The 15,093-nt window shown below is 48.4% G+C and carries 12 protein-coding genes; all 12 read left to right on the forward strand.

Going from position 1 to position 15,093, the window contains the following annotated elements:
* Positions 1-105 precede the first annotated feature (105 nt).
* On the forward strand, positions 106-435 hold the full coding sequence (locus EKM87_RS07070) for a thioredoxin family protein (RefSeq protein WP_125683253.1): 330 nt from the start codon (positions 106-108) through the stop codon (positions 433-435).
* A gap of 26 nt (positions 436-461) precedes the next feature.
* Positions 462-1,100, forward strand: a complete 639-nt coding sequence (gene ytpR, locus EKM87_RS07075) for a YtpR family tRNA-binding protein (RefSeq protein ID WP_125683255.1) — start codon at positions 462-464, stop codon at positions 1,098-1,100.
* A gap of 225 nt (positions 1,101-1,325) precedes the next feature.
* Complete coding sequence (locus EKM87_RS07080) at positions 1,326-4,193, forward strand: DNA translocase FtsK (RefSeq protein ID WP_125683257.1); 2,868 nt, start codon at positions 1,326-1,328, stop codon at positions 4,191-4,193.
* Between the two features lie 140 nt (positions 4,194-4,333).
* On the forward strand, positions 4,334-5,665 hold the full coding sequence (murC, locus tag EKM87_RS07085; protein WP_125683390.1) for a UDP-N-acetylmuramate--L-alanine ligase: 1,332 nt from the start codon (positions 4,334-4,336) through the stop codon (positions 5,663-5,665).
* Positions 5,666-5,807: 142 nt separating this feature from the next.
* Positions 5,808-6,533: a nicotinamide riboside transporter PnuC gene (pnuC, locus tag EKM87_RS07090; protein WP_125683259.1), complete on the forward strand. Its 726-nt coding sequence runs from the start codon at positions 5,808-5,810 to the stop codon at positions 6,531-6,533.
* Positions 6,534-6,698: 165 nt separating this feature from the next.
* Complete coding sequence (locus tag EKM87_RS07095) at positions 6,699-7,403, forward strand: Bax inhibitor-1/YccA family protein (protein WP_125683261.1); 705 nt, start codon at positions 6,699-6,701, stop codon at positions 7,401-7,403.
* Positions 7,404-7,763: 360 nt separating this feature from the next.
* Positions 7,764-10,430 (forward strand): DNA polymerase I, encoded by a 2,667-nt coding sequence (gene polA / locus EKM87_RS07100; protein WP_125683263.1) that lies wholly within the window; start codon positions 7,764-7,766, stop codon positions 10,428-10,430.
* A gap of 21 nt (positions 10,431-10,451) precedes the next feature.
* The gene (gene mutM, locus EKM87_RS07105; protein ID WP_125683266.1) at positions 10,452-11,312 is read left to right on the forward strand and encodes a bifunctional DNA-formamidopyrimidine glycosylase/DNA-(apurinic or apyrimidinic site) lyase; all 861 of its coding nucleotides are present in this window, start codon (positions 10,452-10,454) and stop codon (positions 11,310-11,312) included.
* Positions 11,305-11,934, forward strand: a complete 630-nt coding sequence (gene coaE / locus EKM87_RS07110) for a dephospho-CoA kinase (RefSeq protein ID WP_125683268.1) — start codon at positions 11,305-11,307, stop codon at positions 11,932-11,934. Before mutM ends, coaE begins: the two co-directional genes overlap by 8 nt.
* Positions 11,934-12,455 (forward strand): transcriptional regulator NrdR, encoded by a 522-nt coding sequence (gene nrdR, locus EKM87_RS07115; RefSeq protein WP_125683270.1) that lies wholly within the window; start codon positions 11,934-11,936, stop codon positions 12,453-12,455. Before coaE ends, nrdR begins: the two co-directional genes overlap by 1 nt.
* Before the next feature lie 3 nt (positions 12,456-12,458).
* Positions 12,459-13,838 carry a replication initiation and membrane attachment family protein gene (locus EKM87_RS07120; RefSeq protein ID WP_125683272.1) on the forward strand — a complete coding sequence of 460 codons (1,380 nt, stop codon included), beginning with the start codon at positions 12,459-12,461 and terminating at the stop codon, positions 13,836-13,838.
* Positions 13,839-13,841: 3 nt separating this feature from the next.
* Positions 13,842-14,768, forward strand: a complete 927-nt coding sequence (gene dnaI / locus EKM87_RS07125; RefSeq protein WP_125683274.1) for a primosomal protein DnaI — start codon at positions 13,842-13,844, stop codon at positions 14,766-14,768.
* Positions 14,769-15,093 lie beyond the last annotated feature (325 nt).

Below are 15,093 nucleotides of genomic sequence, written 5' to 3' on the forward strand. Positions count from 1 at the left end.
ATTGGGGGGAAGTTCCCGTAAAAAGGCAAAAATCGTGTAAATTCTTTCATCCATGCTATAATGGACTTTGTCAAAATTTTATTCTTTAATAAAGGAGTGCTAACCATGGAACAATTACCCAAGATGTCAGCCGCTGAACTGAAAGATGTCGTGAAGGATGGCAAAACGATGCTTTTCTTCTCCGCAACCTGGTGCCCAGATTGCACGTTCATCAAACCAGCTATGCCTGAGATTGAAGCGGATTTCTCCGACTTTAAGTTTATTGCTGTCGATCGTGACGAAAACATCGATTTAGCCGCTGAACTTAATGTATTCGGCATTCCAAGTTTCATTGCTTACGCCGATGGTCAAGAAATCGGTCGGTTAGTAAACAAAGATCGTAAAACCAAAGCAGAGGTTGAAGGATTTATCAATTCTTTAGCGACCAACGCTTAATATAACCCGTTGGAAAGGATTCAGACATGTTAATTGCTAGTTACAATCCCCAAGAATTAGGGGATGCATTGATTATTATTGTTGCCCAAGATACCCCCAAGCAGGCGCACACCGTTCGCGACAATATCGCACGAATTTACGACCCGGACACGGAGAAGACGTTAGGATACAATTTCCTGGCCGTCTCCAGCATTTTGCCGGATATTACGGGTGCCGGTCAGGTACACCTGACGGAAGACGACGTAGCGGCTTTAAACACCGCTCTCGAGGATGCCGGTTTTGCCGGTGAATTGGAAGCTGAAACGCGTTCTCGGTTCGTCGTTGGGTATGTCAAGACGGCAACGCCACATCCAGACTCTGACCATCTGTTGGTGACGGAGACGGTGGTTGATAATGATCAATCCGTCCAAATCGTTAGTGGTTCGCCTAACATGCAGGCCGATATTAAGGTCGTTGTTGCAAAAGTTGGGGCAATGATGCCTAGTGGTCTCATTATTTGGCCCGGTGAATTACGCGGGGTTAAGAGTGATGGGATGATTTGTTCAGGCCGTGAATTAGGCCTAGCAAATGCACCACAACGCCCAGGTGCCTTGATTTTGCCCGATGATTATGAAGTCGGTGACGCGTTCGACTTTGAACGTGGTCAATCCATCTTTAATGGTTAAGAAATATTACAAAGCGGGTCTGACCTTGTCGTCAGCCCGCTTTTTTGTGTACAATAGACTAGACTGACTATCAAGGGATTAATAGCCAATAATTTAAAATATAAACTAGCCCCTGTGGCTAGGCTTAAAAACACTTGGGGAATGAGTAAAGTGGCCGTCAAACGGCGGCGTCTCCTCCCACACCATGAAAATCGACGAGTACGCTCGTCAAGGAGGAAGAAACACATGGAGCACTATGACGGACCGGCCTTTTTCCGGAAGTTTCCGGTAGAACCGACCCCGGAACAGTTAGAAGATACAATGGACCAGCGTGCAGAACGGCAGGTCAAACAACGCGAGCAACGCAACGAACGCTTGCGCATCAGAAAGGAACGGGAACTGAAGCGACAAGCGGCAACCCAGCCGGTCGCGACACCTAAGCAATCAGTCACTAAGGGACAATCAGAAGTTCGTGACCAACGTCCCAGTCGAACGACCGTTAGCAAGCCAGCTGAACCCGTAGAAGCCCAAAAGGAACCAGTAGCTGGCAGTGCCAGCTACCGGCCATTTCAAATTACCCCGATTCCTAAGCAACTGCACCGGCAGCGGTCGGTTTCGAAGACCCGACAACGTTACCAGCGCTTAGTGGCGCAGCTCCAAAAGCCCGCTGACAGTTTCTTCCTGATTGGTCAGCCAGGAGAGATGGCCGTGACCACGCCGGGGACCTTGACGGTGACGAACACACAGTCAACGCCAGCGACGGTAGCTGACCAGCCGGAAACTCTGCCGGAAGAGGATCAGATTTCGACACCGGCTGCCCCAACTGTCGTGTTCTATCCACAGCACGCAGCTAAGGAACCCGTTCAGGCAGATGACGCAAGTGACGACGTATCGGCCATTGCTGATCAAGCAGCCACGGCAGATACTGTGAGTCAGGCGTCAGTGCCAGCAGACGGTGAAGCTAACGAAGAAAATCGCGAGCCGGAAGGTCCCACCATTGGGGACGTCGAAGAAGTTTTATCTGAAGAAGATTCAGCTCAGGACGAGCACCTATTGAAGGCTGAATCAACAGCGACTAAGAACGAGACGGTTGACCCTCGGCAGGCCGCTTATTTGCCTGTGGGAACGTCAGTCGACGACAAGCAAGTTAGGGTAGGGGAGAGCCCTGAAACGGCTTCAGAGACCGAAATGAGTGACTCAGAAGCCCCAGAAGCCCCAGAAGCCCCAGAAGCCCCAGAAGCCCCAGAAGCCCCAGAAGCCCCTACTGATGATCAGAATTCTGACTTAGTAGAGACTGAACCGGTAGTTAACGATGAGGATAACACTGAAGCTGATGTCGAAGGAAACACCAATGCCGACCACAAACCAGTCGAAGACGCATCGGCTCAACCGGCGGAGGTCCAAGAATTGCTGAACCGCGCTATGGATGATCAAACGGATACGTCTGAATCCGTAGCTTCGAAGGATGCGTCCGATCAAGTTGTTTTACCTGCGGATACGCGGCCTGAACCTGTAAAGCCATTACCCAAGGCTGCTAAGGCTAAACCTGCCCGCGGACTGGGCCACTCACTTGGCGATATCATGCAAGAGGAGGGCAATGATCAACGGAGTTTGGCACTCTTTGATCGCCCAGAAGTTATCGCCACATCTGAGGAGGAACCTCTGGACACGACGCGGGGCTACCATTTCCCTGACGTGGCGCTCTTGCCTAAGCCCGTAGTGCCTGATGAAGCTGCCTTAGATGAATGGATTGAACACCAAGCTGAGGTTCTGGACGCCACGTTGAGTGCTTTCCACGTGGACGCCCACGTGACTGATTGGACGGTCGGTCCAACCGTCACACAGTTCCAAATTAGTTTGGCACTGGGAGTAAAGGTCAATAAGATCACCAATTTAAATGACGACTTGAAACTGGCCCTGGCAGCGAAGGATATTCGAATTGAAGCACCAATCCCTGGGAAGACCACGGTCGGTATTGAAATTCCTAATCTGAAGTCGCGACCAGTCATGCTGTCTGAAATTTTGAATTCCGCTGCCTTCAAGAACAGTGAATCGCCGTTGACTGTGGCGTTAGGGGTCGACCTCTTTGGTAAGCCCCAGGTCACAGATCTGCGGAAGATGCCGCACGGGTTGATTGCCGGGGCCACTGGTTCCGGGAAGAGTGTCTTTATCAATTCGCTGCTGCTGTCAATTTTGTATAAAGCCACGCCGGCTCAAGTCAAGTTGCTCTTGATCGACCCTAAGGCCGTTGAAATGGCGCCGTATGATGGCTTACCTCACTTGCTGTCACCAGTTATTTCTGACCCCAAGGCGGCTGCGGCGGCTTTGAAGTGGGTCGTGACTGAAATGGATCAACGCTACGAAAAGCTTGCTGCGGCAGGAGTCCGAAACATTGAACAGTTTAATGACCGCGCGGATGCCAATGATGAACCCGCGCTGAAAATGCCATATATTGTAATCATCATCGATGAATTAGCTGATTTGATGATGATGGCAGCTAGTGAAGTTCAGGATTATATTGTGCGAATCACGCAAAAGGCGCGGGCGGCCGGGATTCATTTGCTGGTAGCCACGCAACGGCCAAGTGTTGATATCGTGACTGGAACGATTAAGAACAACATTCCTACGCGAATTGCTTTCATGGTCTCAAGCCAGATCGATTCACGAACTATCTTAGATACGGCCGGGGCTGAAAATCTGCTGGGTCGTGGAGATATGCTGTACCTGGGCAACGGCGCTAGTCAGCCGATGCGGTTGCAAGGAGCATTCGTGGAATCGGAAGTGGATGCCATTACCGACTATGTCAGAACACAGGGTCAACCCCATTACGCGTTTGAACCTAAGGGATTGTTACAACGAGAGACGGCTGAAGAGAATCAAGACGAGTTATTGCCGAAGGTCTTAGCCTATATTGCCGAAGAGAAGTCTGTTTCGACCTCGAAGTTGCAACGGGTCTTCTCCATTGGCTATAACCGAGCGGCTAATCTGATCGATGATTTGGAACAGCACCACTATGTGTCCCCACAACACGGGTCAAAACCCCGGGAAGTTTATTTAACACCTGAAGATTTAGACAAGGATTTGCCTGAACCTCACGCGGGGGGCACCCATTAAGTCATTGTTAAGCCACGTTCTCTATCCTTGAGGAATCCTTTTCCGGCGGTAGGGGATATGCTAAAATAAGAATTGTAATCACTCGACTGGCTGAGGAAACTGCGCCTCGGTTTTACTTGAGTAGAAAAGAGGATCATTTAATGGACAACGCAACGGTTTACCACTTCGTAGGAATTAAGGGATCAGGGATGAGTGCGCTCGCTCTGATTTTGCATGATAAGGGTTTTAAAGTACAAGGCTCCGATATCACCCAGTACACGTTTACACAACGTGGCTTGGAACAGGCCGGCATCGACGTAATGGCGTTCGATGAAGCCAATATTCACGAAGGGCTCACCGTCATTGCGGGGAACTCCTTTACGGATGATCATCCTGAAATTAAGAAGGCCCGGGAGATGGGTCTACCCGTCTACCGGTATCATGAATTCTTAGGCCATTTGATCGAAGGCTATACCAGTATTGGTGTCGCTGGTGCTCATGGAAAGACCAGCACTACCGGTTTATTAGCTCATGTGTTGGGTGGAATTGCGCCGACCTCTTATTTGATTGGGGATGGGAGTGGTAAGGGAACCCCTAACGCCCGCTTCTTCGTCTACGAAGCGGATGAATACCGGCGTCACTTCTTAGCCACCAAGCCGGACTACGCAATTATGACTAACATTGACTTTGATCATCCCGATTACTACACCGGAATCGATGATGTCTTTAACGCATTTGAAACGTGGTCTAAGCAGGTTAAAAAGGGTATCTTCGCTTGGGGAGATGATCCTGAGTTACGAAAGATCAAGACGGATGTCCCCGTTTATTACTATGGGACTAGCGAACGAGACGACTTCCAAGCTGTTAATATCAAGCGTTCAACGACTGGCTCGTCATTTGATGTAATGCACGGGGATGAATCCTTAGGTAACTTTGAAATTCATTTGTACGGTGAACACAATGTGTTGAACAGTTTGGCTGTTATCGCTGTTGCCTATTTTGAAAAGGTCGACATGAATGAAATCAAGCGCGAACTCCTGGACTTCAAGGGGGTCAAGCGTCGGTTTACTGAACGGAAAGTGGCTGACATGACCATCATTGATGACTATGCGCACCATCCTTCAGAAATCAAAGCCACATTGGACGCTGCTCGGCAAAAGTATCCGGATAAAGAGATCATTGCAGTCTTCCAGCCACATACTTTCAGTCGGACGATTGCGTTGATGGATGATTTTGCTAAGAGCCTGAATCTGGCGGACAAGGTCTTTTTGACCAACATCTTCAGTTCAGCTCGTGAAACACAAGGGGCTGTTTCAAGCAAGAACCTTGCGCAAAAGATCGCCAAGGGTGGCGAGATTCTGACGGTGGATAATATGTCACCATTGTTGGACTTCCATGATGCTGTCGTAGTTTTCATGGGTGCCGGAGACGTACAAAAGTACGAACGGTCCTATGAAGAACTACTGAGTCACTTATCTTTAAAAGATAACTAAATTTAGAACGTCGGACAACTAGTCGAATTAGTTGTTCGGCGTTTTTGTATTGAACGTCCTGATTCAATTAGTATGATAAGAATTGCCTTTTTTTTGCGGAGTTGTATGCTTGGGCTTATTACATATTTGGGGGCGTTTACGTTTGGAAACAAAGACAGAAGGTAGTTGGTTAAAAAACCAACTGTTTACGAATTGGAAGAAGTTTGAGATTAGTTATGTAATTGTTCTGATTCTCTTACAGATTGTGGTGTATTTCATTGCACCGGATAGCATTATTGGAATGATTTCAGGCGTTGCTGGGGTATTGTGTCTGGTGTACGGGATGAAGGGCCGCAAGATTTCCTTTATTTTCGGGTTAGTCCAGTGCCTCGCTATGACTTACATCGCCTGGATCAGTCACGCATATGGGTCCTTTGCTATGGACATCATTTACGTAATTTCACAACCCATTGGGTGGGTTATGTGGGGGCAAGACGAAGCAACCCGGTCGTTTAAACCAACCACAAAACGCTGGATCTTCGCCGGTGCCTTTGCTGCTTGGCTAGTGGGTTGGGTCGTCCTATCGTTATTGCATGGCCAATTACCATACTTTGATTCCATTAATTTTGTGGTTAGCTTGATTGCGCAATTATTGTACATTCTGAAGTTCAAGGAAAACTGGTCGCTGTGGATCGTCGTCAATATTGCCAACGTCATCTACTGGGGGGCTCTGACCACTCAGGCCCTGATGGGAACTGCTCAAGTTGGCACATTGGGGGCCAGTCTTTCTCAGGTAGCCTTACAACTGGCCCTGCTATTTAACGCTGTCTATGCGAACAAAGTCTGGGCTAGTGGGGAAGCTGATAATGAAGGTGGTGCCGGTAAGTAGGGTTAGCTTCTGTTAATCTAAGGTATTAGGGTAAAGTTAACGATAGGACGACTGATTACTTGTGTTTACGGTTAGTTTTGTTAAAATATACTCTAATAACCCCGAAACTGGTTGTGATTTTAGTGGCGACCAAGTCGGGAATTGATTGAAAGAAGGAGCGTTTCAATGAACAACTTTGATCAGCAACCCCGTACGACGGTCAACACCGAGGTCGGCCTTAATAGCTTTTTAACCAAGATGTTTGGTTGGATGGGTGCGGCCGTGTTGGTCTCCGCTGTGACGGCGTTTTACATGTCCACGCAGGTAACTCTCTTGCAGAGCTTACACGGTGGCAGCCTGTGGATTCCAATCATTGTTTGGTTTATCCTACCGTTCGTAATTAGTGGACAGTCCATGAAACGGCCAACCGTGGCTTTAGTAGGGCTTTTCGTTTATGCGGCCGTGACGGGGGCTGTCGTGTCCACGTATTCCTTGATTTTTACGAAGGAAGCCATGACCAGTGCGTTTGTCTCAGCGGCAGCTATCTTTGTGACCATGGCCGGTATCGGTCTCTTCACGAAGCGTGATCTCAGTAAATTTGGGACTCAGGCCACAGCGGCTTTAATCGGACTAATCGTGGCGATGGTCATCAACATGTTCTTACAGAACAGTTTCTTAACGTTGATTTTTTCATTCGTCGCTGTGATTATCTTCTCCGTTCTGACGGCGTTTGATACGCAACGGATGCAACAGATGTACCTCAAGTATGGCGATCAGGTTTCTGTCACTGGTTTAGCTGTTAACGGGGCCTTGCAACTGTATTTGGACTTCGTCAACCTGTTCTTACAACTCTTACAAATCTTTGGTATATTCGGCGGCAACAACGATTAACCGTCCGGTAACTTAAGGGGTCGAGACACTTGTCTCGGCTCCTTTTTTCTTTTTCTCACCGCCCTCAATACTGCTGGTTAGATGGGGGCGGAAAATGACGATTAAATGTGTCTGAAATGGCAGGTGTGACGACTGGATTTAGGCTACGCTAGGTAACATATCGGCATTGGCTAATAGATGGTAACGGCATTATTCGGCATCTCAGGTGATCAGTTTTTGGTAATGGAGGAGTGAAAAACGCTATCCCACTACCATAATTTCCAACGGATTACCCGTTATTGTTTCGGGTTTGGACAGTTTTTTGGTAAAATAGACTTAGAATACTCGAGCATGGTTAGCATGACTCGAAAGGAGCGGAACATGGCGGAAAAACGTTTATTATTGATTGATGGTAACAGTGTCACTTTTAAGGCTTTTTTCGCGCTATACACGGCATTGGGGAAGTTCACCAACAGTGAGGGCCTCCATACCAACGCCATTTACGGCTTCAATACGATGCTGGAAACGATGTTAGATGTGGTCAAGCCCACACACGCATTAGTAGCTTTTGATGCGGGGAAGACAACGTTTCGGACAAAAATGTACGACAACTATAAGGGTGGCCGGGCCAAGACGGCACCAGAACTCTCGGAACAGTTCCCTTACGTTAAGGAACTCTTGGCTGCACGAGGCATCCAAACCTACGAATTGCCCGACTTTGAAGCTGATGACATCATCGGGACCTTGGCTCGTCAAGCTGAGGAAGATGGGTTTACCACGACCATCGTGACCGGTGACCGGGACTTGACGCAATTGGCTGACGAACATACAACAGTTTCAATTTCCAAAAAAGGTGTTAGTGAGATTGAACACTACACGCCCGCTTACGTGAAAGAAAAGATGGGTGTGACGCCAGAGCAAATCATTGACATCAAGGGGTTACAGGGGGATAACTCTGACAATTATCCAGGGGTCGCTGGTGTTGGCCCTAAGCGTGCCGTTGATTTGGTTGGCAAATACGGTAGCATCGAGAACATCTATGATCATATTGATGAGATTACCGCTAAGAAGCTAAAGGAACATCTGCTTGAGGACCACGACCAGGCACTTCTAGCCAAACAATTAGCCACAATTAAACGGGATGCGCCCGTAGCCAAGCGCGTTGAGGACTTGGTTTACACCGGAGATGATACGGACAGTTTGGTGGCCTTCTATCAACGGATGAACTTCAATCAATTTTTAAGCAAAATGAGCATTGACGGTGAGGCACCAACGGCAACGCCAGGTTTGGAAGAAATTACTTACACGGTCTTAACGGCGGACAATTTACAGAAATTGCCAGCATTTGAGAGTGGTTGTGAATTTTATTTAGAAATGTTAGCCGATAATTATCATTTAGCGGACTTGGCTGGATTCGCGATCGGTAATGAAGATCATTGGTGGGTCAGTCGAGATGTCAGCCTCTTACAGCAGGCACCCTTAAAGACGCTTTTAGAGTCGTCTAAGGTTGCTAAACAAGTCTTTGACGCCAAGCGGACATACGTGGCTTTACAACGCTTAGGCATTACTCTAGCAGGGGTTGATTTTGACCTACTCCTGAGTTCATACCTTTTGAACACCTATGACAATAGCAATGATTTGGGCCGAGTTGCGATGGAACATGGCTATCACCAAGTTGCTACGGACGAAGATGTCTATGGGAAGGGTGCTAAGGAGGCTATTCCCGATGACGATGATGTCTTCTTCAAGCACCTAGCACGGAAGACCCGAGCCATTGAGCAGTTGCGGCCGCAATTATTTAAAGGGCTAGAGGAAAATGAACAGACGAAACTTTACCGTGAGATTGAATTGCCAATGGCCTTTGTCTTGGCACGAATGGAAGTTGCCGGCATTACGGTTCAAGCCTCAGAACTGGAGGCCATGGGTAGCAAATTCACGGAACAGTTGGCTGAAATTGAACAGACCATTTACAACGAAGCGGGCGAAGAGTTTAATATTGGCTCACCTAAGCAACTGGGGCACATCTTGTTCGAGAAGATGGGGTTACCCGTTATCAAGAAGACCAAGACAGGTTATTCTACGGCCGTTGGTGTTCTGGAAAAACTAGCAGCTGAGGCACCTATCGCTGAAAATATTTTACGCTACCGGAAGATTGCGAAGATTCAGTCCACCTACGTTGAAGGATTGTTGAAGGTGATTCATCCGGATGACCATAAGGTTCACACGCGGTACCTTCAAACGTTGACGCAGACGGGGCGGCTATCATCCGTTGATCCTAATCTGCAAAACATTCCAGTGCGCAATGAAGAGGGGCGAGCCATTCGTAAGGCGTTTGTCCCCCGGCACCCTGATTGGGAAATCTTTTCTTCTGACTACTCGCAAATTGAATTGCGGGTGCTAGCTCATATGAGTCACGACGCCAATATGCAGGAGGCCTTCCGCGAGGGTCAAGATATTCATGCCGCTACTGCGCGTCGAATCTTCAAGATGGGGCCGGACGAAGAAGTTACACCGAATATTCGGCGGCAGGCCAAGGCCGTGAATTTTGGAATTGTCTATGGTATCAGCGACTTTGGATTGTCACAAAATATTGGTATTTCACGTAAACAGGCCAAGAACTTTATTGACACCTACTTTGAGGAGTACCCTGGGGTTAAGGCGTACACGGAGCGAATGGTCCAACAAGCCCACGAACTTGGGTATGTAGAAACGATTGCGCACCGGCGGCGGTATTTACCGGACATCAATTCCCGCAACTTTAATCAGCGTTCTTTTGCTGAACGGACGGCGATGAACACGCCAATTCAGGGGAGTGCAGCTGATATTATTAAGATTGCTATGATCCGGATGGAAGCGGCCTTAAAGGAAAAGAAGCTACAAGCTACCATGTTGCTACAGGTTCATGATGAGTTGATTTTTGAAGCACCAGCTGAAGAAATTGAAACGCTGGCCAAATTGGTGCCCAGTGTGATGGACTCTGCCATTGACTTAGAAATTCCGTTGAAGGTGGAAAGTCATTACGGACCAACCTGGTATGACGCTAAATAGTCGGTAAAAGGAGAGGTCAGTATGCCAGAATTACCTGAAGTTGAAACAGTTCGACGGGGGTTGACCCGCCTAGTTGAGGGGGCCACGATTGATCACGTTGAGGTTTTTTATCGTAAGATGGTGACACCTGAAGCCGAGGTGTTTACCGTGGAGTTAATTGGCAGAAAGATTGAGCGAATTGATCGACGGGGAAAGTATCTCCTCTTTCGATTTAGTGGTGACCTAACACTGGTTTCACACCTGCGGATGGAAGGAAAGTATGATGTCCAGCCGGAGGGTAGCCCGGTTTTGAAGCACACCCACGTGGTTTTTCATTTGACGGACAATCGTGAGCTTCGCTATACCGATACCCGGAAGTTTGGTCGGATGCGCCTAGTGCCGACTGGTACTGAGGAAACGGCTCTGCCATCGTTAGGCAAGTTAGGGCCAGAACCGACTGAGGACTCGTTAACGCTGGCTTACATGCAGACGATTTTTGGTAAGTCTCACAAAATTGTGAAACCATTTTTGCTGGATCAAACGAAAATTGCTGGTTTGGGCAATATTTATGCGGATGAAGTCCTCTGGTTATCCAAAATTAATCCATTGACGCCAGTCGATGAATTGACGAATGCACAATTGGAAACCTTACGGGAAAACATCATTCAAGAATTGGCCATGGCAATTCAGGGACACGGAACAACCGTGCATTCATTTTCGACCGCTTTTGGTGAGGCCGGTCAGTTTCAAAATCAGCTTCATGTTTATGGCCGAGAGGGCGAAGCCTGCGAACGTTGTGGAACTGAACTGGTTAAAATCAAGGTGGCTCAACGTGGTACGCACTACTGTCCACATTGCCAGCCACTGCCACCTGAAGCTTTAGAGGCGGTAACCGATGAGTGAAATCTGGGGGCTGACCGGTGGCATTGCGACGGGTAAATCGACGGTCAGTACCTGGTTACGTGAGGCAGGACTGCCGATTATTGATGCGGATGTGATTGCCCGCCAAGTGGTGGCACCTGGGACGCCAGGACTTAGTCGAATTGAACAGGCTTTTGGTGCTGAATTTATTCACGATGGTGCGTTGGACCGGCAGAAATTGGGCCAACTTGTCTTTCATGATCCCGAACAACTGCACCAACTAGAAAGCATCACGACGCCACGGATTCAAGCTGAGATTCAACGCCAATTGGCTGTCTATCGTGCGGCTAAGGCGCCTGTTGTCGTGATTGATGCCCCGACCCTTTTTGAGGTGGGTTACTTGGTAGACCTCGTCGACCATATTCTAGTGGTAGCTACGGACTCAGTCACACAACAGCAACGGTTAATGGCTAGGAATCACCTCTCTGCAGTGGATGCTCAGGCCCGTATGGCGCGACAATGGCCCATTGAGGAAAAGATTGCCCGCGCTACCGTTGTTATTGATAACGGGGGAACGATTGCCCAAACGTTACAACAAGTGGTAAAATGGCTTGACACGAACAATTTTGGAAAAAGTCAACAAATTAAACGAGGTGACCAATAATGCAGTGTCCGCACTGTCATCATAATGGATCGCGGGTCGTCGATAGCCGGCCCACAGACGACGGACGAGTTATTCGCCGGCGCCGGGAGTGTGAGAGCTGCGGCTTTCGTTTCACGACGTTTGAACGGGTCGAAGTGACGCCGTTGTTGGTGATCAAGAAGAATGGGACTCGTGAAGAGTTCAACCGCGAAAAGATTTTGCGAGGGATTATTCGTTCAGCAGAAAAGCGACCAGTCGGCATGGACGTTATGACGAACGTTGTCGATGAGGTTGAAAACAAGATTCGGGCGCTGGGCGTCAACGAAATTTCAAGTCAGTTAATCGGGGAATATGTGATGAACCGGTTAGTGGATGTCGATGAGATTGCCTATATCCGATTTGCTAGTGTCTATCGGCAATTCAAGGATACTGGTGTCTTCTTTAATGAATTAAAGGACATGCTAGACAAGGATAAGATTAAAGCGACTAAAGAAAAGGATTCAAGTAAAAAACGAACGAACCACCAAAGTGAGGCGAAATAAGGCATGGAGGATTCCTGGCACCAGTTGCAACCAAAGACCGGCTTTTTGGTTCGGTTGGCAGACCGGTTGACCGATCAAAGTTGGCAAACTTTGACGCAGCTTTACCAGCCGATTATTGGACCGAGTGCCGCGGGGCTCTACTCGGCCCTTTTTTGGCTCCCTGAACGGTCTAATTATAAGCGACATGCCACGATTTTAGGCTTACTCGGGATGGACCTGGCAAATTTTTATCAGGCACGATTGCGGTTGGAAGCGACCGGACTCTTGGTGACAACTTACAAGACGCGTGATGAACTGACGAGTTTTACCTACGAGTTGCACGCGCCCTTGTTACCAGTGGACTTTTTCAAGGATGATCTTCTCAGTGTGCAGCTTTTAGGGGTTGTGGGTGAAGAGTTGTATCGCACGCTCGTTACCAATACGACGTCTAAACCGCTGCCAGCTAATGATGAGCAAGACATCACCAAAAACTTTTTGGATGTTTTTCATGTCGACGGACAGGAACTCAGTCGCTTGCCGGCTGCAATTACGGCTACTCGAGAAACACTACCGACGAGCAGTGCGGCTCCGGCAATTTTACCCACGCAGGATGAGGATTTTGATTTCAAACTCTTAGGTGAAATTCTAGAACATTCATTCATCGAAACCCAGGCATTGCGCGGACAACGTCAGTTACTTTTGACTGAGCATGCCACCTATGGCCTGGACGAGGTTACAATGGCCCGTTACGTCGGAGAGGCAACGGATCTGGCTACCAATCAATTTAATGCCGAACAGTTTAAACGGATTATTGCTCAGCACTTTGGGCAGCAGCATCGAGGGGTGACGGCAGCTGCTATGGGCACTCAGGCCACGCCGGCAGCTCAGCCAGCGAGTCAGGTATCCCGGGCAAACTCTGCCGAACAGGCTTTACTCCAGGTTGCTAGCAAGACAGCACCCGCAGTCTTTTTGCAGGCCATCAAGCAAAAGAACGGGGGGTATGTCACGGATGGGGAACAAAGGATCGTTCGTGATTTAGTCAGCCGACAGTTGTTCCCAGAAGCCGTCTTGAATTTAATGATTTACCACGTCTTGGTAGACGAGGACCGGCCAACCCTGAACAAGAATCTACTGGATACGATTGCGAATGATTGGAGTCGGTCTAAGATTACGACGCCGCAGTTGGCGATTCAGAAGATTCGTGAACGACAGCAGGCCGCACGTAAGCCACGCCAATCCCGGCCCCGGCAGTCAACCGTTAAGGAGACTTTGCCGGATTGGGCTAAGAAACCCGCCGCAAATGAAGAGACGGCAACGGCGAAGCTGACGCCGGAACAGCAAACCCAATTACAGGCACGAATCGCAAAACTCAAAGATCGTAACGCACAAGGGAAGGAGGAATAAGCGATGGAGGATCTCAGTAAAACCATGCAACAATTGATGAATTCTCGTCATTTGAACGACAACTATCGGCAATTGATGGCTAAGGTCTACGACGACCCTAAGGTGACAGCCTTTTATCAGGCCCACAAGGAAGAATTAACTGAGGACGTTCTGACCCGGTCCGCTGCTAAACTCTATGAATTCGTTTCGGAACGTGAAAAATTGGCTAAGGGTGGGACCACTTTTGCAACTGGTTATGAACCGCAGTTAATTGTCTCCAATCATTTGATCGATGTGGCCTATGTTCCAACGGCGGCGACACAAGAAAAGCAAGCCCAGCAACAGCTTCGTCAGCGAGTGAAGTCGATTGCCATGCCTAAGAGTATTCGTGAGGCAAGTCTAGATAATTTTGACCAGGATTCTGATCGCGCGGAGGCTTTAATGGCCGCATTAGATTTTGTGGATGCCTATGAAGCCAGTCCGAAACGGCGACACCAGGCACTTTATTTAGCTGGTAGTTTTGGCGTTGGAAAGACGTATTTGCTGGCCGCCGTTGCCAATCAATTAGCGGCTGATGGATTTTCCACCACGTTAGTTCATTTCCCTAGCTTTGCGGTGGAGATGAAGAATGCCATCGCCCAGAATGGGGTAGCAGACAAGCTAGATGCTTTGAAGCGGGCCCCTATCTTGATGGTTGATGATATTGGGGCGGACGCTATGTCGGCCTGGGTTCGCGATGATGTCTTAGGCGTTATCCTGGAATATCGGATGCAGGAGGAGCTGCCAACCTTTTTCAGCTCGAATTTTTCGATGGCTCAGTTAGAGAAAGAGCATCTAAGAATTTCGACGCGAGGGGACGATGAACCCTTGAAAGCGCAGCGTTTGATGCAGCGAATTCGGTTCTTAGCACGAGAAATCACAATGGTGGGAGTTAACCGCCGACCACAATAAATTCCGTTATATCGGGGATGAACTTACCTTGTGCTAAAACCATGGTGCCGTAATGGTTTGCCATTGTGAACGAATGGTTAATTAAAAATTTTCACAATTTATTTTAATATTGTCCTTGACAATAATTCTAGAATGGTGTTTACTGTATGTATTGAAGCGGTGATGAGAAACACAATAACCACTTAGCACTCACAGGAAGAGTTGGTCTTGCTTGGAAGCCGGCTCGTGTGCTGATGATTATTACCATTCTCTAGCTATCGGGAGGAAATTTCCGGTCGGGTCGTTCCGTTATTAACGAGTTGAGTCCATGGAACTTAGTTCTGTG

The organism is Levilactobacillus yonginensis (assembly GCF_003946265.1).
GTDB classification, from domain to species: domain Bacteria; phylum Bacillota; class Bacilli; order Lactobacillales; family Lactobacillaceae; genus Levilactobacillus; species Levilactobacillus yonginensis.